Genomic DNA, 18,252 nt, shown 5'->3' with positions numbered 1-18,252 from the left:
ATGTTTTCACAGTGGTCTCGTGGCGGCCCCGAAAACATCGGCCTTTTTTGCGTCCATCGTTTTGGTGGAGTCGTCGCCGGCAGGCCTCGCGCAGCAGGGCGGCGGCGCTTGATTGGGGGCGCCCTGCGTGCGTTCCAGTCCCGGATGCCAGACCACCAGACGATCCCGGCCACTTTCCTTGGCGCAGTACATGGCATGATCAGCCCGTTGCAGCCAGACGAAATGGGCCTCCATGTCCGGGGAGAAGGGCACCAGTCCGGCGCTGACGGTACAACCATATAAATTATTTTCATCATTGCGGTTGCGTACCGCGTCGATCACCCGCTGTGACAATGCCAGCGCTTCGCCAGGCAGGACGTCACGCAGGATCACCCCGAATTCCTCGCCGCCATAGCGACCGATCCAGTCATCCTCGCGCAGCCTGGTGCGCAGCAGGCGCGCGAAGTTGCGCAACACCTCGTCACCGATCAGGTGGCCGTAGGTATCGTTGATGCTCTTGAAGTGGTCCAGGTCCAGCAACAGCAGGAAGGTCTGTGCGTCCGCCGGTTTCTGGCGGCGCCGGCGTTCGAATTCGCCCAGCAGCAGGCTTTCCCAATAGCGGCGGTTGAAGAGCAGCGTGAGGCCATCGAGCTGGCTGACGATCTCGAACTGACGCGAACGCTCGGCCAGCTTCTTGGACATCAGATAGGTCGACTGTCCCAAGGCCAGTGGATAGAGCGCCATCATGGGCAGGCAGGCGAGGATGGTGTTGAGGTCCGACTGCGGCTGGAATTGCGCCTGCAGCAGCCACCACCCCAGTACACCCGCGAGCAGGCTGGCATACAGCCCGCGCATGAACAGCCGCAGCCCGCCTGCGGCGATATTGTCCATCGACAACATCGAGAGGATGACCGCACTGGGGACCAGGTTGCCCTGGAGCGCGGCGATCCAGAAGCCGCCGAAGGCGGCATCGATGACCAGATTGCGCCGTTCGGCGCGATAGGGAATGCGACTCTTGAGCGCCCACAGGCGCGCCGCGTGCGGCCACACGTAGCCATGCGCGACCAGCAGCAGCCACAGCGGCCACGCGACAGGATGCTGGACGAAACCGGCAGCGACGCAGAAAAATCCCACCCCCAGGCCGATCACCCGCAAACGATAGATGCGCTGCACGAAGCGCACACCCTTGCCGGCCAGCAAGGCGGTAGCGGCATCGTCGGCGCGTGTCGGGCGCTGGCGATACAGCGCGAGGGGATTGAGCACGTCCCGCAGCAGGCGCAGCAGTCCGGGCAATGAGGGCCGCGCGGATTTGCAATCGGGGTTGGAGGGGGAAGACATGTTCATGTTTTTCTTTCGTCTGGTCCGCGGGCACTGTCAGCCGGGCAGCGACCATCGTGCGGCAGGTACGCAATGATTACATGGTCGGCATGACTTTCAGTAACGCAGCGTAACGCCATCGGACGGCTTTCTGCAAGCCAGTCCTGCCCAAGCCCGGCCCTGCTTTGCCCGCGCCGGGGAACCGTTTCCGGCAGGCATCTGTCATTGATGACCGGGCCTTGCGACTGCGAGTGTGGCATCGCAAGGTGACGTACTGATGTCCTCTGCCAGCGGGTCGCCTGTGCGTGACGGCGACTTGCACCGCATCCCCTATAATGCCTGCTCCTCACTTTCGTCTGAATCATGTTCCGCTTCCCCCGTATCGTGCAGTGTCCCCGTCTTGCTTTTTCCACCGTTGCCCTGGCCTTGCTGACCAGCACCGCCGTCTGCGCGCAGGGGCTGCCGCCCTCCGTGGTAGGGGCCCTGCGCGTGGCCCGCATCCCGCAGCAGAGTACCGGTGTGGTGGTGGTCGATGCCGAGAGTGGCAAGCGCGTGCTGGCCTCCAACAATACGGGGCAGCCCTTCAATCCGGCCTCGGTGATGAAGCTGGTGACCACCGATGCCGCGCTCGAGATCCTCGGCCCGACTTATACCTGGAAGACCCAGGCCTACATCGATGGCACTCTTTCCGGCGGCGTGCTCAATGGCGACCTGATCCTCAAGGGCGGTGGTGATCCCAAGCTGGTGCTGGAGAATTTCTGGCTGTTCCTGCGCCAGTTGCGTGCGCGCGGCATCAAGGACATTCGCGGCAATCTGCTGCTGGACCGCAGCTATTTTGCCGAGTCCGCTTATGACCCGTCGCAGTTCGATGGCGACCCGCTGAAGCCCTACAACGCCGGCCCTGACGCCTTGCTGTTGAATTACCGTACCCAGGCCTTCCGCTTCGAGCCGGATGCGGCCAATGGCGTCGTCAACGTCAGCATGGACCCGCCCATGGCCGGCATCACCCTCACGCCGCCGCGCCTGTCGCAGGAGCCGTGCGGCGACTGGCAGGGCAAGCTGAAGATGAACAACGATGCCAGCGCTGTCAATTTCGCCGGCAGCTATGCGGCCGATTGCGGTCCGCGCGTGTGGTATGTGCATCCCTATCGCATGAACAACGTGCAGTACGTGGGCGCAAGTTTCGTGCAGATGTGGGCGGACCTGGGCGGCAGTTTTGCGGGACGGGTGCTCAGCGGCCAGGTCACACCATCGGCGCGGCTGATGGTGGAAGTGCAGTCGCCGCCGTTGCCGGAAGTCATCCGCGACATCAACAAGTACAGCAATAACGTGATGGCGCGCCAGGTGCTCTTGACGCTGGGCGCCGAAATGAGCGCCCAGCCCGGGGATACCGTCAATGGCGCGCGTGCGGTGCGTGGCTGGCTCGGCGACAAGGGCATCGACACCACTGGTCTGGTGATCGAGAATGGCGCCGGCCTCTCGCGCGTGGACCGCGTGACGCCGGCGCTGCTGGCCAGTGTGCTGGTGCAGGCGTATCGCTCGCCGCTGATGCCGGAGTTCGTCTCTTCGCTGCCGCTGGTGGGCTATGACGGCACCATGCGCCGCCGCCTGAAGACGCAAAGCGTGGCCGGCCAGGCGCACATCAAGACCGGCACGCTCAATGACGTGAGATCGATTGCGGGCTATGTGCAGGCGGCCTCGGGCAAGACCTATGTGGTGGTGTTCCTGATCAATCACGCTGCTGCGCCCAACGGGCAGCAGGCGCAGGATGCCTTGTTGCAGTGGGTGTACGAGAACGGCTAGGCCGATACTGATCCATACAGAAGGGTTCTGTTCGAAGAACCGCCGATCCGCGAGGAACGGCGGTTTTTTTTTGATCTTGCGTCCATTGTTTTTGCCTTAAGTATTTCTCCTCCGCCGATCGACTCTAACAGCGCTTCCCTATTAGGCAATAATAATGATTCTCATTTGCAAATATCGTTGCGCTTGGCAGTTGACCTGGCTCGACCTTCTAGCGAAGGGGCTTGCCGCAGCACCAAAACGAGGAGGTAGACATGAAGTCATCCGATGGATCAATCGACAAAGGCATGCAACGTGTGCTGGCCTGCCTGCGCGTAGCAGCATCCACGCTGGGAATCGCGATGCCGGCAGGGATGGACGGGAACGCCACTCTGGTCTCAGGACGGCCAGGCGCTGTCGTCGAAATGGCGCGTCGCTATGCGATGCGGGGCCGGGTGAGACGTCTGGACGGCATCCGGCAAGGACGCATCAGATTGCCGGCTTTGCTGGAGTGGGAAGGGCAGGACTATCAACTCCTGATCAGGATGGACTCACGGCAACTGGTGCTGTTCGATCCAGGGGGTGCCGGATCGTCCGCGCATCCTCAGTCATGAGGCGTTCCGGGGCCGTCTGCCGCTGCAGCTGATTGAACTGGATGCCCTGCGGGATACAGCAGAAAAGGACAAGAACTTTGACCTCAGTGAATTGATGCGGCCCTTGCTGGAGAGACGTTCCGTCGCAGCGGAAATCCTCTTCGCATCACTGGCGTTGCAGATATTTGCATTAGCCGTTCCGCTGTTCAGCCAGATGATCATTGACAAGGTACTCAATCACCGCAACCTGGCCAGCTTGCATGTGCTGGGTGTCGCCATGATCGTGCTGATCGGCTTCGAAGCAACGTTCTCGATACTGCGCGCGCGTCTGCTGGCCTATGTCTCATCGCGTATCGACGCCTTGCTCGGCATGCGTGTGGTAAGACATCTTCTCCGTCTGCCGCTGCGGTATTTCGAATCGAGGCCGATGGGTGTCCTGCTTTCTCAAACCAGAGAGATGGAACCGATACGCCAGATCCTGGCGGGCTCGTCCTTCTCCGGTCTGGTCGATCTGATCTTCACGTTGGTGTTCGTGGCGGTCATGTTCAGCTATAGCGCCACTCTCACGGTGGTGGTGCTGCTGGCGGTTCCTGTGCTGATCGTTTTTTCACTGGTGGTACGCCCACTGATGCGCCGCACACTGGCCCGCAAGCATGAGATGGCTTCCAGGGCGAGTAGTGTCTTGCTCGAACTGGTTTCTGGCATCCACGCCATCAAGGCCCTCGCCATTGAAAATGCCATGCAGTCGCGTTGGCAACAGGCATTGTCCGAACAGGTTGCGGCGACCCGGGAGGCCAGTGGCTTGAGCAGCATGAATGCGGCTTTCAATATGTTGGTACAGCGCGCAGTGGTATTAGCGGTCTTGTGGCTGGGTGCTCATCAGGTGTTGGATGGTCAACTGACGGTGGGACAGGTGATCGCATTCCAGATGCTGGCCTTGCGCTTCATCCACCCGGTGACTCATGTGGTCCAGGTGTGGCAGGAGCTGCAGCAATTGAGCCTGTCCAGCGATGAACTGGGCCAGATCATGAATGTCCCGCCTGAGTCGGACGCGGGTAGTGCCCGGACCGCGACTGATGAGGTGAGAGGGGATGTGCAGCTTACCGACCTGGTGTTTCGGTATTCTCCGCAAGCGCCGGTCGTCCTTGATGGCCTCTCCCTGGTGGCGGCGCCGGGCGACATCATCGGCATCGTCGGGCGCAGCGGAGGCGGCAAGAGTACACTGGCCAAGCTGCTGCATGGATTGTATCGACCCACGCAAGGACAGATACTGGTCGATGGCATCGATATGGATCACCATGATCCGCTCACCTTGCGCGCCCAGATCAGCGTGGTGCCGCAAGACATCTTCCTCTTCAGCGGCACCATCGGCGAGAACATCGCCATCAGCGACGGCGACACGAATCTTGAGGCCATCGTGGCCGCAGCCGAACTGGCGGACGCCCACGCCTTCATCATGGCCCTGCCTCAGGGGTATGACACGGTTGTCGGTGAGCGCGGCGGGATTTTGCTCTCGGGTGGCCAGCGCCAGAAGATCGCCATTGCCAGGGCCGTGTATGCGCGGCCCCGCATACTCATCCTCGATGAGGCCACCAGCGCCCTCGACCACGAATCTGAACGCCGCGTGCAGAACAATCTGCGCCATGCCTTTCCCCATTGCACGGTGTTCGTCATCGCGCACCGGCTGAGCACGGTAAGGCATGCCAGCAAGATCCTGGTGCTGGATCAGGGACGGTTTGTCGAGGCGGGCAAGCACGAGGAACTCATGCAGCGGGACGGTTTGTATCGTCGTCTCTACACCATGGATGGGCAGCAAGATCAGGAGGGCAAGCGTGCGGCCGGCCGTTGAATGGCTCATTCAGGGACGGGACCGCTTGCGTCGTCGCGCTCAAGCCTTGGCCGTGAGTGTCAACGCACGGGACGCATGGAAGACCCCGCCCGGGCCATGGGAGCCTGCGCCAGGAAGACCGGTGCTGTGGATGTTGATCAGCTTGTTGGCCGTGCTGTCGATCTGGGCGTGCCTGGCCAGGATCGATGTGGCCGCGAGCGCGCCGGGCAAGCTGGTTCCCGAGGGAAAAACCCAGCTATTGCACGCCACAGAAATCTCTCTGGTGCGCGCCATCCATGTCAAGGAGGGGCAGCGTGTGAAAGCGGGCGACCTGATTGTTGAACTGGATGACACCATCAACCGGGCAGAACACAAGGCGGTGACGCAGAAGCTGATCCAGTTGCGGCTGGAGCGGGAGCGTTTGCAGGCCGAACTGGAAGAGCGCGAGCCCGTCTTCGATGTCGCCGACGCACTGCCGGAAAGCATCGCCGCACAACGGGCCTTGTTCACCGCACAGCGACACGCCCATCAATCCAGGGTCGCCGAGGCCGAGCGCAATCGTCAGCATCGCCTGATGCAGCAGGCGGCTGCCACGGCCGTGATCGCCAAGCTGCAGGCCAATCTTCAGTCTGCGCGCGAACGTGTGGAAAGGGTGCGTCCATACGCGGGAGAGTCCATCGCCCACTTCGAGTATCTGCGATTGCAGGACAACGCCAACAGCCTGGCAGGCGAACTGGCTTCACAGCGTGCATCGGCGCAGGCGGCGAGGCAGGAATATCTGGCAGCCCAGCAACGCCTGCAATTTCTGGAAGCGGAGTACCGCAGTTCGCTGCTGGCGCAAGCGCAGGAAAAAACCGCCCTGATGGTCGCGGCCCAAAGCGATCAAGCCCGGATCGAACAACTGCTGAGGCAGAAAAGGCTGCACGCGCCCGTGGACGGGCAGGTGCAGAGCCTGTCCGTGACCACCTTGGGCGGGGCGGTGACACCTGGCCAGGTCATAGCCAGCATCGTCCCGGAGGGGATGCCCTTGTTGATAGAGGCCGCGCTATCGAACGAGGATGCCGGCTTCGTGCGCGTCGGGCAGCGGGTCGATATCAAAGTGGATGCCTTTCCTTACCAGCAGTATGGAACCTTGTCTGGCGTGGTGACCTGGATCAGCCCCGATGCGGAGCTGCGGGCATCAGGCGGTGCCGATGCGGCCACAGCGGCCAAGGGAGTGGAGCCGCCCGGCCTTCCAGTCAAAGGCGGCTTGATGTATCGACTGCACATCAAGCCTGAGAGTACTGCGCTGGAGCGTAATGGCGTGCGTCATGCGGTGGGCATCGGGATGAGCGTGCAAGCCGACATCGTGACGGACCGCAGGCGAGTGGTCGAATTTTTGCTGGCGCCCATTATCAGGAATCTTGATGAAGGGATGAAGACACGGTGATTGTGGGTTGCTGATTCTGATATGGCAGAGAAATTTATCAATGACAGAAAAGGAGGTGCTACGGATAAGTCGGCGTAATGACAGGACAACGAAGAATCTGACAGGAGATGAAATTGATGGTCTGGAAAAAAATTGGAAAGTTGATGGTTCTGATTGGGATGGTCTGTGCTGTTCCTGTGCCCTCTGTAAAGGCATCAGAGCTGCCCGTGTCATGGGCGATTCATGAGAGCAGATTTCATATGCCTTTTCCGGTACAGAAAGCAGGGGGAAAGTTGGATGTATTGGTGAGGGTCGACAAGGCGGATCGAGCTTATGGGTTCTATCTGATTCTGGTGGAAGAAAAAATCTGGCCGATACAAAAAAAGGAAGATCTGCGTCGGATTTTTTATGGCTGGGTGGGCGGCGATACGGGAACACTTCCTTACCCTATTAGAACCCATTTCATAAATAGGCGTGAGATGCGTTCTGTCCAGAAAGGGCGCTGGCAAGGCGCGCGACGCGTCGTGTGGCGGTGCCACACGCAAGGAGCGCAACGCGGCCAGCGCCCTTTCTGGACAGAACCCGGAGGGAGCGGCCCGTTTGGGCGAATTGCTGCGTTACGAATTTGGGTCAAGACGCCCAGTCTTGACCCAAATTCGCGCCTTGCACTTCATCCCAAACGGGACTCGCTCGCACTCACGCCTATTTATGAAATGGGTTCTAGAGTCCGTTTGAAGATCGATTCGGTAGATCCTGAAAACGAGATTCATATTGATGAGGTCGTGGCTGAACGTGCTCCTCGATACGGACGATCAGTCAATGAAGGTCGCGAGACTTGGCGAGCTGAAGTGCTTTTTATGAGCGCTCTGCCAACTGGAGTCTATCGGGTTCGCCTGGAAAATCTGGCCGCCGTTCCGCAAATTGACTTCGCTACGCTGTTCGCTTTTGAAAAAGATAACCGCAAGTACTGAAATTAAGAAAACAAGGAGATGAAAGATGATGGTCAAGAAGAAACTTAGAAAGTTGATGGTGCTGATCGGAATGGCTTCTGCTGTCCCTATTCCCTCTGTACAGGCGACAGATCTGCCAGTGTCAGGGAAGGTCCATGAGAGTGGATTTCATATGCCTTTCCCAGTGCAGAAAGGAGGGGAGACGATTGATATCTTGGTCAAAGTGGAGAAGACCAAGCGGGCGTATGGTTTTTATCTGATTTTGGTCGAAGATCTGAGTTGGTCAATGGACAAAAAAGAAGACTTGCGAAGGGTGCACAGGGGATGGGTCTTTGGAGATGAGGGAACCCTGGCTTATCCCTTCAAGGTTCGCTTGCGCATAGATCCTGTCGAGAAAAGCAATCAAAAAAGCTTTGATCTAATCATCACGGAACGAAGTCCCGCATTCAGCCAGTCCTCGAATCTGAGTAAAGAAATATGGCGAGCGCAAAAGCTGCATTTCGGTGTTTTGCAGGAGGGTACCTATCGGGTTCGCTTAGAAAATCTGGCCGCAGCGCCGCAAATCGATTTTTCCACCCTATTTGCATTCGAAAAAGATACTCGGAAATTTTAAATAGGAATAAAACATGGGAAACGCATTACTGAAGCTTCACATTGAAGCTCCTGGAACATTGTACAAAAATCCTGACGGTGAAGTTTCGCCCTCGTTGGCAGGTCATGCTTGGATGGAGTTGGTTAGGTCTGATGGGACTTCAATTCAGGCCGGATTCGGACCTTCTTTGGCCAAGACTAGCGTTGCTTCTGTTGAAGGGAAGATATTTGAATCGGACCGCGAATCTTATGCTGGTGATTCCTACTTTTCAGCTACCTATGTAATTACCGAGGGACAAGCTAAAGCGCTGGAGCGTTTCATTAGTTTGCCTGAGGAATATGGCTTCGACAAAGCTCACTACCACGCAGTGACAAACAGCTGTGTCGATTTCGTCTGGAAGGGTCTTCAACAAGTAGGGATGAACCCTGAGCGCTTCGAAGGCGACCTCCACCCCATGAGCAATATCGACAATTTTTCCAATCTGAAGAACCCCCTGATCCCCGGCGGCGGGCTGCTCAACGTCGAGTCCCGGGACGTTCAGCCAGTGATGGAAGAGCCAATGGTGTCACCCTTCAATGACTGGTGGTGGGCTGCGCCAGCGCCCTGGATTTCAGTCTCGCCGGTTCCCGCTGAAGATGCCTACCTGCCACGCGGAACGATTACTGTCGGGCCTTTATCTCCGCCGGTGCCGGTGCAACAGGATGGCACCAATTACGCGGATGGTACGGGCTATCAATGAGGCGGAGGATGAGAAGCGCTGCTGAACAATATTCAAAAAGGAAATTGATGATGGTCAAGAAAAAACTTAGAAAAATAATGGCCTTGGTTTGGTTGGGTCTTTCGATAAAGACCTTGCCGGCGTTTGGGAAGGACGCGCAGGTATCTGAAAAGATACATGAGAGTCGATACCACACTCACTTCCCTCTACAAAAGGGCGGAGAAAAATTGGATGTGCTGGTGCGGGTCGAAGAGACCCAGCGAGCATACGGCTTGTATTTGATTTTTGTTTTGAAGAAAAACTGGCCGGAGGAAAGAAAGGAATCGTTATACCGGCTTTTCAAGGGATTTGTCGACGGGCGGGAAACAGTCAAGGCGTATCCAGTAAAAATCCATCTTCAGATCGATTCTGTAGACCTGAAAAATGCTGTCCATATCGACCGATTGGTGGCGGAGAGATATCCCCTATACATCCGGGACGTCAATAACGGTGAGGACATCTGGTTTTCGCAAATCCTTTTCCAGGGACGGCTTCCTGCTGGCGTATACCGCATTTGTCTTGAGAATAGGGCAGCCGTGCCAGAGATCGACTTCGACACACTGATCACTTTCGAGAAAGATCTCAGCAAACATTAAGGAGGAAAAATGAGCACTACGATGCTGAAGATTCATGTTGAGAAACCTGGTACAGATTATCGGCACCAGGATGGAAGTGTTGTTCCGTCGTCTGCCGGTCATGTCTGGATGGAGCTTATTTACGTGGATGGTACGGGCTATCAATGAGGCGGAGGATGAGAAGCGCTGCTGAACAATATTCAAAAAGGAAATTGATGATGGTCAAGAAAAAACTTAGAAAAATAATGGCCCTTGTCGGGTTGGCTTTTGCGGCAAAGGCTTTGGCGATGGAGGGAAAGGATGAACAGGTATCCGGAAAGATACATGAGAGTCGATACCACACTCCTTTTCCGTTGCAGAAGGGTGGGGAGAAAATTGATGTGCTGGTCCGGGTTGAAGAGACTGACCGTGCTTATGGCCTGTATCTGATTTTTGTCTTAAAGCAGAACTGGCCCGAAGAAAAGAAAGAAGCCTTATATCGGCTCTATCAGGGTTACATCGCTTGGAGAGAGCCGCATAAGCCTTACCCCGTAAAAATCCGACTGCTGATTGACTCGGTTGATTTAAAAAACGATGTTCACATCGACCGATTGGTCACGGAACGATCCCTGAAATTCAGTCGGGACGCCGACAATGGAGCGGAGACCTGGTATGCAAATGCTTTGTTCATGGAGAGGCTCCCCGCTGGCGTATATCGCATCCGTCTTGAGAATGCAGTGGCGGTTCCTGAGATCGATTTTATGACGTTGTTTGCCTTTGAAAAAGATAATCGAAAATACTAAAAGGAAATCATATGAGCGATGTGATGATGAAGTTGCATATTGAGAAGCCTGGTACGACCTATTTTCATAGGGAAGGAGGCGCCGATGCATCTCTTGTGGGGCATGTGTGGATAGAAATCGCTTATCCCGATGGAAAAACCTCCCAGGGTGGATTTGCACCAGCAAATTCCAAAGAAGGCATCTACTCGGTTCAGGGCGAGGTTCAACGTAGCGACAAAGACGCCTATGCAGGTGAGTCCGAATTTACCGCCACCTATAAGATCACGGAGATGCAAGCGCAAACACTGGAGAGGTATTTCCTCTCACCTGCTCCCTTCGGGTTCGACAAGTCCAACTATCATGCTCTCACCAATAGCTGTGTCGATTTTGTCTGGAAAGGTCTTCAGCAAATTGGCATGAATCCCTCAGGCTTCGAAGGTCACACCTTGCCGATGGCAAACCGCGACGATTTCTCGACCTTGAGGAACCCGCACATCCCCGGAGGCGGACTGGTCCACGTCGAGTCCCGGGACGTTCAGCCCGTCATGGAAGACCCGATGGTGTCTCCCTTCAACGACTGGTGGTGGGCTGCGCCGGCGCCGTGGATTTCAGTCTCGCCGGTTCCTGCTGAGGATGCCTACCTGCCGCGAGGAACGATTACTGTGGGGCCTTTATCTCCGCCGGTGCCGGTGCAACAGGATGGCACCAATTACGCGGATGGTACGGGTTACCAATGAGGAGAATGTCATGTGCATCGATTTTGGTATGTCCCGCGCTGATTTTCGGGCTGTATATCAAGAGAAGAAGCCCTTGCTGGTCAGAGGGGCGGTGAGTCCAGGCAGTTTCACCTGGCGCGATGTCAATGCGCTGTTCGAACGTTGCAATGTTGCCGAGGACAGCTTCAAGCTCGCCTACGACGGTATCCGGCCCAAGCAGGAATATGTCGAACGTTATCTGGATGTCGGTACGCCCCGGTATCGACTCATCAAGCCAGTGGTCTATGCCTACATGCGCAAGGGGGCTACCCTCATCGCCAACAAGATCAAGCATGAACCGAAGGTCAGTGCTTTTGCACGAGCGGTAGGAGAGTTCACCGGCCGGCAGGTGGTCAGCAGCGCCTATACGGCGTTTGGTCAGCGCAGTTCATTTCGCTGTCATTGGGATACGCGGGACGTCTTTGCCATCCAGTTGATTGGACGCAAGCGCTGGCTGATCTATCCTCCTTCGCTGGAATCGCCCCTGCATACTCAGCAAAGCAAGCATTATGAAGATCGCTACCCGTGTCCTTCGGAGCCTTGTATGGATATCGTGCTGGAACCTGGCGACGTCTTCTACCTGCCTCGCGGATGGTGGCACGATCCTTTGCCGGTGGGCGAAGGCTGCTTTCATCTGGCGATCGGAACATTCCCGGCGTATGCAGCAGATTATCTGGAATGGAGCGTGCGTCAGATGCATGCCAGCCTTGAGGTGCGGCGGTCGCTGGAGCGCTGGGAAGAGGATCAGCAGCTTCTGGCTGATATCGGGCCGCTGTTCAGTACTTTTATCCAGTCGCCAGAAAACTATCAGCGCTTCATGGAGCAGTTTCATGCAGCCAGTCGCGATGAGGCGGCTCTGGCGCTGGAGCATTTCGGTGATCCCGGCGCGGATTCGATCAATGAGCAGGCAAGCCTGCATCTGCGTGCGCATTCTTCTTATGGCCTGGAACAGGACTATTTGATGCATGACGGGCACAAAATGAAGTTCCATCCATGCATTGCCGATCTGATTCGGATGATCAGGGAATCGCCAGGCTTGCAGGTTCGCACCTTGCTGGAGCGATCCGGCTTCGAGGACAGGCAATTGCTCCGTGATTTGCTGACCCAGTTGTGTCGGCAAGAGGTTGTTTTTGTCTCCGATGCCTAGGGCCTGTTCACATTAAATCTGCGAGATGCGTTGCCCCCAGAAGGCGTGGTTTCCCGCCGTCGCCGTCGCGTATCGGCATCACCTCCGCCAGCACGGCATTGCGCCTGGCCAGCCCAGGGAGGCTTGCTTCCATGACTGACCCTCGACGTTAGCCAGTTCCTGCGCACCTCAGTCGCAACTTCCGCCGCCACCGCCATCTCCACCACCGCCGCAGTCCCCGCCGCCATCACCGCCGCTCCCTCCATCGACCATCCCGCCGCCGGAGCCGCCATCGCCGCCCGAGGGCTCGGGCTTGTGCTCGCCGCTGAAGGCTTCGATGATCGCGCCAATGAAGACCAGGGCGAACCAGCCCAACATCACGTACGGAATGAACGAGAGCAACTTGCGAAGGTAGTCCATAGAGGGAATGTCTGCCTGCGGCCGTTTTTGGCTAGAGCAGCAGGGGCTTGTCGGAAAGCTCGTTAGTCGCTTTCCCGTCGCCATCGTTCCCACGTGGCAGGACTGATTGCAGCAATCCATGCAGGTCAGTCAGCGCCTTCAAGGTACTGGCCTCGTATTCCCCTTGGGCATACCCGGCGGTCATCTGTCTGCATACCTGCTGCCATTGCTCCCGCGTGATCTTCGCACTGACTCCGCGATCAGCCACGATCTCGACCTTGCGGTCGGCCAGATTGACGTAGACCAGTACGCCGCAATTTTCCTCGGTATCCCAGATGCGGTAATGCGAAAACAGCTCATGCGCGCGCTGCCGGGCGCTTTCGCCGCGTCGCACTGCGCCCAGTGTGAGCGCGGCTTCGACGATCACGCGCACTTGCGCGCGATGCTGTCGCTCACCTTCGCCGATGCTGGCCTGGATCGCCTTGAGGGTGGAAGAGGGAAAGATGCGCCGCGCCGTCGCACGCGTCATGCGCAGGTGGCGCAGCAGGCGCGCAAAGAGGGAAGGGGATGCATTGTTGCGCGCCATGTCACCAGTCTCCCGAGGCGCCGCCGCCATCGAATGTGCCGCCACCACCGGAGAAACCACCTCCGGACGAACCGCCAAATCCACCACCGAAGCCGCCGCCACCCGAACGGGAACCACCTCGTCCGGAACTGGCCTGGCGCAAGGCCTCATCGACCAGGCTGCCGATGATGACCCCGGCCGTCGTACTGCCGCCGCGTCCCCAGTCATTGTTGTTGAGGGCGTTGCGGCTGCTGCGGCGCGACTTGAGCAATACCGTGAAGAACACCACCAGGAACAGTCCGATCACCAGCAGCGCGATCCAGCCTGCGCCATTGTCGATCTGTACCGTGCTGGTCCGGTGCTTGGCCGCAGGCAGCTTTTCCTGTTCCAGCAGCGCGGTGATGGCGGTCACGCCCGCCGTCAGGCCGCCATAGAAATCGTTCTGGCGGAAATGCGGGGCGATCACGTCTTCCAGGATGCGCTTGGATTGCGCATCGGTGAGGCTGCCCTGTACGCCACGCCCGGCTTCGATGCGCAGGCGGCGCAGGGATTTGGGATTGTCCCTGGCGACGATCAGGATCACGCCGTCATCCACGCCTTTGCGGCCCAGCTTCCAGGCCTCGGCCACGCGGATGCTGTATTGCTCAATGACTTCGGGCGCGGTGGAGGACACCAGCAGCACGCCGATCTGGCTGCCGGTGCGCTGTTCGATTTCGGCCAGCACGCCTTCGAGCGCCTGGCGCTGCTGCGGCTGCAGCAGGTGGACCTGATCGATCACCCGGGCCGACAAGGGCGGCACCGGCACCAGGCCGTCATCGGCGCGGGCCGGGCCGGCCAGCGCGATCCACGCCAGCAGCCAGCAGGTCAGGAGCAGCTTGCGCATGGCCAATCGGGGCTCCCCGGCTTACTTGCCGAAGTTGACCGTGGGCGCGGTCGAGATGGCTTTTTCGTTTTCCACCGTAAACGAGGGTTTTACTTCATAGCTGAACAACTTGGCCGTGATGTTGGTGGGGAAGCTGCGCGCCAGGATGTTGTAATCCTTCACAGCGGCAATATAGCGCTGGCGTGCCACGGTGATGCGGTTCTCGGTGCCTTCCAGCTGCGACTGCAGGTCGCGGAAGCTGGTATCGGCCTTCAATTGCGGATAGTTCTCGGACACCGCCATCAGGCGCGACAGCGCCGAGGACAATTGCCCCTGCACCTCCTGGAATTTGGCAAAGGCCTGGGGATCGTTGAGCACCTCGGGGGTGATCTGGAAGCTGGTGGCCGCGGCACGGGCGCGGGTGACGGCTTCCAGGGTGTCCTTCTCATGGGAAGCATAGCCCTTGACGGTGTTGACCAGGTTGGGGATCAGGTCGGCGCGGCGCTGATACTGGTTGACCACTTCGCCCCAGGCGGCCTTGGTGGCTTCATCCTTGGCCTGGAATTCGTTGTAGCCGCAGCCGGAGAGGGTGAGGGCAGTCATGGCAATGGCCAGCCAGGCGAAGAGTTTTTTCATGTTGTCTTTCCTCGTAGCAAAAGTGAAGCAAAGGGAGCGCATGAGACCAGAAAACCCGGATCTGGTGCCCGATGTTCCGCGAAAAAGGCCGAACATCAGTCAAAAATCGAGGTCGGGACAGGCCAGCGCGCTACAATAGCGCATCTTTCAGTTAAAGGCATCACCGTGACATTCATCGAGAAACTCAACGCCGCGTGGACTTCGCGCAATTCCCTCCTGTGCGTCGGCCTGGACCCCGACCTGAAGAAATTCCCCGCCGAGCTGCAAGGCAAGCCGGACGCCATCTTCGAATTCTGCCGCGCCATCATCGATGCCACCGCTGAAGCCGCCTGCGCCTTCAAGCCGCAGATCGCCTATTTCGCCGCACTGGGCGCGGAAGAGCAGCTCGAGCGCATCTGCGCCTACCTGCGCAGCAACTACCCCGAAATCCCCCTGGTGCTGGACGCCAAGCGCGGCGACATCGGCGCCACCGCCGAACAATATGCGCGCGAAGCCTTCGAGCGCTATGACGCCGATGTGGTCACGGTGAGCCCCTACATGGGCTGGGATTCGGTCTCGCCCTATCTGGAGTGGAAGGATCGCGGCGTGATCGTGCTGTGCCGCACCTCCAACGCCGGTGGCTCCGACCTGCAGTTCCTGGAAGTCGATGGCAAGCCGCTGTACCAGCACGTGGCCCGTCTGGTGGCCGAGAAGTGGAATACCAACGGCCAGTGCGGGCTGGTGGTCGGTGCCACCTTCCCGCACGAACTGGCCCAGGTGCGCGCCATCATCGGCGACATGCCGCTGCTGGTGCCGGGCGTGGGTGCGCAGGGTGGCGATGTGGAAGCCACGGTCAAGGCCGGCAAGACGGCCTCGGGTACGGGCATGATGATCAATTCTTCACGTGCCATCCTCTACGCCAAGCCGCAAGCCAGCGAAGATTTCGCCGCTGCGGCGCGCCGGGTGGCTATCGAGACGCGTGACGCGATCAACCGCTTCCGCTGAGCTGCGCAAGCAGAGATGAAGAAAAAGGCGGCGACTCCGAGGGAGCGCCGCCTTTTTCTTCATGTTCGCTGCTTCAGTCTGCCAGAAGCTTCAGCAGACCCTTGAGCGAATGTTCCACGGTCTGGGCCCGCACCTGCTGGCGGTCGCCCTGGAAGACTAAGCGCTCGGTATAGGTCTTGTCGCCCACGCGCCAGCCGAAGCAGACTGTACCGACCGGTTTGCCCGGCACCGCACCGCCGGGGCCGGCGATGCCGGTGGTGGAGACGGCCACGTCCGAATTGCTGTTGGCCACCGCCCCTTCGGCCATGGCGCCGGCAATCTCTTCGCTGACCGCGCCGTGCTGGGCGATCAGGGCTTCGGAGATATCCAGCAATTCATTCTTGGAAGCGTTCGAATAGGTCACGAAACCGCAATCGAACCATTCAGACGATCCGGCGATTTCGGTGATGGCATGGGCGATGCCGCCACCGGTACAGGATTCGGCGGTGGCCAGGAGCAGGCCACGGGCTTTGAGGGTGTGGCCCACGCGGGCGGCCAGGTCCAGGGTGCTGTCCATGAGTGTCATCCTCGGCTGTGCCGCAGTCTGCGCCGGGTGGCGGGCGCGCTGCGGTCGGTTGATCAACGACGTGCGTGGACTAGCATACTCCGATGTCCGGATTTGTTGTGCCAGACATGTTCTGATTGTTCAGTTCAGCTCACCAGTAAGTGTGCCAAAACGCAAACACCAGCAGCGTATAGAAGGCCGCCACGATGTCATCCCACATGACCCCGAAACCACCCTTGAAGCGACGGTCGAACCAGGCGATGGGCGGCGGCTTCACCATGTCGAAGAAGCGGAAGACCACGAAGGCCGCAAACTGCGTCTTCAGGCTGGCCGGCATGACCAGCACCAGTACCAGCCAGAAGGCGATGATCTCATCCCAGACCATGCTGCCGTCATCGGGCGAGTTCAGCGCCTGCCCGGTGCGATGGCAGGCCCAGATACCGATGATGAAGCCGGCCGCGATGATGGCCAGCCAGTTGCCGGCCGTGAAGACCTGCGGCCAGCGGGTCGAGAGCACTGCATAGGACAGCCAGGCGAAGAGCGTTCCGGCCGTGCCCGGCATGATGGGTGAGAGGCCGCTGCCAAAGCCTTGGGCGATCCAGTGCGCCGGATGGGCCAGCATGAAGTGCGGGGTCGGTTTGCGTTTGCGGGGCGAGGCCGAAGGCGGCGGCGGGAAGGGCGAAGAAGCTTGGTTCATGAACGGAAGTGATCGAAGGAATCCGGCGTGTCCTGCAGCGGTTCTCCGGCGGCATCCAGCAGACGCAGACCGGCCTGGGCATCGATGTGCCCGATGCGGGTGACCATCGTGCCGGCGGATTTGGCGGCTTTCAGGACGGCCTCGCGCTGGCGCGCCGGGGCGGTGAAGCAAAGTTCATAATCGTCGCCACCCGACAGGCAGAAGCGCCGCCGCAGGTGCAGGTCGCGCTGTTGCAGCGCCGGCCCGGGCGGCAGCGCATCCACGTCCAGCGTCGCACCGACGTGCGAACGGTCGAGGATATGCCCGAGGTCGCCCGCCAGCCCATCGGAGATATCGATGGCGGCATGCGCAATGCCGCGCAGCGCCAGCCCCAGCGCTACGCGCGGCGTGGGCGTATGCATGCGCGGGGCGGCCTGCTGCAGTTCTTCGGTGTTGATGTCGAATTCCTGGCGGTAGCCGGCCAGCGCCAGCCGCGCATCGCCCAGCGTGCCGGAGACCCAGATGTCGTCGCCCGCGCGCGCGGCATCGCGGCGCAGCGCCTGTTGCGGCGGTACTTCACCGAAGACGGTGATGCTGATGGTCAGCGGTCCCTTGGTGGTATCGCCACCGATCAGCTCGCAGCCATGTTCATCGGCCAGCGCCAGCATCCCTTGCGAGAACGGTGCCAGCCATTCGGCGCGCGCCTGCGGCAAGGCCAGGGCCAGCGTGAAGGCAATCGGCTGCGCGCCCATGGCGGCCAGGTCGGAGAGGTTGACGGCCAGGCACTTGTGGCCCAGCAGGTAGGGATCGGCATCGGGGAAGAAGTGGCGGCCCTCTACCAGCATGTCGCTGGAAATGGCCAGCTGCATCCCCGGTGCCGGTGTCATCAGCGCGCAGTCGTCCCCCACGCCCAAGGCCGTGCGGCTGTCGGGCGCGGGCGGGCGACTGAAATAGCGCGCGATGAGTTCGAATTCGGAAAGCATGGCGCGATTGTAACCAATCCGTCACGGCTTCAGGCGCACAATATCTGCTTTACCGCCCATGCTGCGGTGCAGCGCAAACTGGTTTGTGATTGCGGGCCGCGGCGGGGCGGAGGAGTGCATCAGGAGGGGGCTAGGGGTTTTCCCCAATACCGCGGCGAGGAGGGCGATGGCAGCCTCTTGTGC

General features: G+C 59.3%; 20 protein-coding genes. 12 read left to right on the top strand and 8 right to left on the bottom strand.

Annotation, left to right across the window (positions count from 1 at the left end; genetic code table 11):
• Positions 1-6 precede the first annotated feature (6 nt).
• Entirely contained in the window at positions 7-1,323 is a 1,317-nt protein-coding gene (locus tag AACH55_RS17740) for a diguanylate cyclase (protein WP_338715984.1), read from the bottom strand.
• A gap of 336 nt (positions 1,324-1,659) precedes the next feature.
• Here AACH55_RS17740 and dacB point away from each other — a divergent pair, with 336 nt between their 5' ends.
• From dacB to AACH55_RS17685, 11 genes are all read left to right on the top strand, one after another.
• A complete protein-coding gene (gene dacB / locus AACH55_RS17735) occupies positions 1,660-3,099 on the top strand; it encodes a D-alanyl-D-alanine carboxypeptidase/D-alanyl-D-alanine-endopeptidase (RefSeq protein ID WP_338715983.1) in 1,440 nt (479 codons plus the stop codon).
• A 251-nt stretch (positions 3,100-3,350) separates the two neighbouring features.
• The gene (locus AACH55_RS17730; protein WP_338715982.1) at positions 3,351-3,689 is read left to right on the top strand and encodes a hypothetical protein; all 339 of its coding nucleotides are present in this window, start codon (positions 3,351-3,353) and stop codon (positions 3,687-3,689) included.
• Complete coding sequence (locus tag AACH55_RS17725; protein ID WP_338715980.1) at positions 3,658-5,517, top strand: peptidase domain-containing ABC transporter; 1,860 nt, start codon at positions 3,658-3,660, stop codon at positions 5,515-5,517. Before AACH55_RS17730 ends, AACH55_RS17725 begins: the two co-directional genes overlap by 32 nt.
• Complete coding sequence (locus AACH55_RS17720) at positions 5,474-6,925, top strand: HlyD family type I secretion periplasmic adaptor subunit (protein WP_338715979.1); 1,452 nt, start codon at positions 5,474-5,476, stop codon at positions 6,923-6,925. The genes AACH55_RS17725 and AACH55_RS17720 overlap by 44 nt, the downstream gene beginning before the upstream one ends.
• A gap of 107 nt (positions 6,926-7,032) precedes the next feature.
• Entirely contained in the window at positions 7,033-7,875 is an 843-nt protein-coding gene (locus AACH55_RS17715) for a hypothetical protein (protein WP_338715977.1), read from the top strand.
• Positions 7,876-7,900: 25 nt separating this feature from the next.
• Complete coding sequence (locus AACH55_RS17710) at positions 7,901-8,467, top strand: DUF5625 family protein (protein ID WP_338715976.1); 567 nt, start codon at positions 7,901-7,903, stop codon at positions 8,465-8,467.
• A gap of 13 nt (positions 8,468-8,480) precedes the next feature.
• Positions 8,481-9,185 carry a hypothetical protein gene (locus AACH55_RS17705; protein ID WP_338715975.1) on the top strand — a complete coding sequence of 235 codons (705 nt, stop codon included), beginning with the start codon at positions 8,481-8,483 and terminating at the stop codon, positions 9,183-9,185.
• 47 nt (positions 9,186-9,232) lie between these two features.
• On the top strand, positions 9,233-9,799 hold the full coding sequence (locus AACH55_RS17700) for a hypothetical protein (RefSeq protein ID WP_338715974.1): 567 nt from the start codon (positions 9,233-9,235) through the stop codon (positions 9,797-9,799).
• Between the two features lie 194 nt (positions 9,800-9,993).
• The gene (locus AACH55_RS17695; RefSeq protein WP_338715973.1) at positions 9,994-10,560 is read left to right on the top strand and encodes a DUF5625 family protein; all 567 of its coding nucleotides are present in this window, start codon (positions 9,994-9,996) and stop codon (positions 10,558-10,560) included.
• A gap of 11 nt (positions 10,561-10,571) precedes the next feature.
• A complete protein-coding gene (locus AACH55_RS17690; RefSeq protein WP_338715972.1) occupies positions 10,572-11,276 on the top strand; it encodes a hypothetical protein in 705 nt (234 codons plus the stop codon).
• 10 nt (positions 11,277-11,286) lie between these two features.
• Positions 11,287-12,441 carry a cupin domain-containing protein gene (locus tag AACH55_RS17685; RefSeq protein ID WP_338715970.1) on the top strand — a complete coding sequence of 385 codons (1,155 nt, stop codon included), beginning with the start codon at positions 11,287-11,289 and terminating at the stop codon, positions 12,439-12,441.
• Between the two features lie 168 nt (positions 12,442-12,609).
• Here AACH55_RS17685 and AACH55_RS17680 read toward each other — a convergent pair whose 3' ends face one another.
• From AACH55_RS17680 to AACH55_RS17665, 4 genes are read right to left on the bottom strand one after another with little or no spacing between them, the layout of a single operon-like run.
• A complete protein-coding gene (locus AACH55_RS17680) occupies positions 12,610-12,840 on the bottom strand; it encodes a hypothetical protein (protein ID WP_338715969.1) in 231 nt (76 codons plus the stop codon).
• Between the two features lie 31 nt (positions 12,841-12,871).
• Positions 12,872-13,405, bottom strand: coding sequence for a TPM domain-containing protein (locus tag AACH55_RS17675; protein ID WP_338715967.1), 534 nt, complete (start codon positions 13,403-13,405; stop codon positions 12,872-12,874).
• A 1-nt stretch (position 13,406) separates the two neighbouring features.
• Positions 13,407-14,267 (bottom strand): TPM domain-containing protein, encoded by an 861-nt coding sequence (locus tag AACH55_RS17670; RefSeq protein ID WP_338715966.1) that lies wholly within the window; start codon positions 14,265-14,267, stop codon positions 13,407-13,409.
• Positions 14,268-14,288: 21 nt separating this feature from the next.
• A complete protein-coding gene (locus AACH55_RS17665) occupies positions 14,289-14,882 on the bottom strand; it encodes a LemA family protein (RefSeq protein ID WP_338715965.1) in 594 nt (197 codons plus the stop codon).
• 165 nt (positions 14,883-15,047) lie between these two features.
• Between AACH55_RS17665 and pyrF the strand changes: the two genes are divergently transcribed.
• A complete protein-coding gene (pyrF, locus tag AACH55_RS17660) occupies positions 15,048-15,866 on the top strand; it encodes an orotidine-5'-phosphate decarboxylase (protein ID WP_338715964.1) in 819 nt (272 codons plus the stop codon).
• Positions 15,867-15,939: 73 nt separating this feature from the next.
• Here the strand turns inward: pyrF and AACH55_RS17655 are convergent, their stop codons facing one another.
• From AACH55_RS17655 to thiL, 3 genes are all read right to left on the bottom strand, one after another.
• Complete coding sequence (locus AACH55_RS17655; protein WP_338715963.1) at positions 15,940-16,422, bottom strand: CinA family protein; 483 nt, start codon at positions 16,420-16,422, stop codon at positions 15,940-15,942.
• Positions 16,423-16,561: 139 nt separating this feature from the next.
• A complete protein-coding gene (locus AACH55_RS17650; protein ID WP_338715962.1) occupies positions 16,562-17,107 on the bottom strand; it encodes a phosphatidylglycerophosphatase A in 546 nt (181 codons plus the stop codon).
• Entirely contained in the window at positions 17,104-18,069 is a 966-nt protein-coding gene (gene thiL, locus AACH55_RS17645) for a thiamine-phosphate kinase (protein WP_338715961.1), read from the bottom strand. Before thiL ends, AACH55_RS17650 begins: the two co-directional genes overlap by 4 nt.
• Positions 18,070-18,252 lie beyond the last annotated feature (183 nt).

This window comes from Herbaspirillum sp. DW155, from assembly GCF_037076565.1.
Classification (GTDB): Bacteria; Pseudomonadota; Gammaproteobacteria; order Burkholderiales; family Burkholderiaceae_D; genus Herbaspirillum.
Note: the sequence above shows the minus strand (reverse complement) of the source record. Positions and strands in the feature narration are given on the sequence as shown.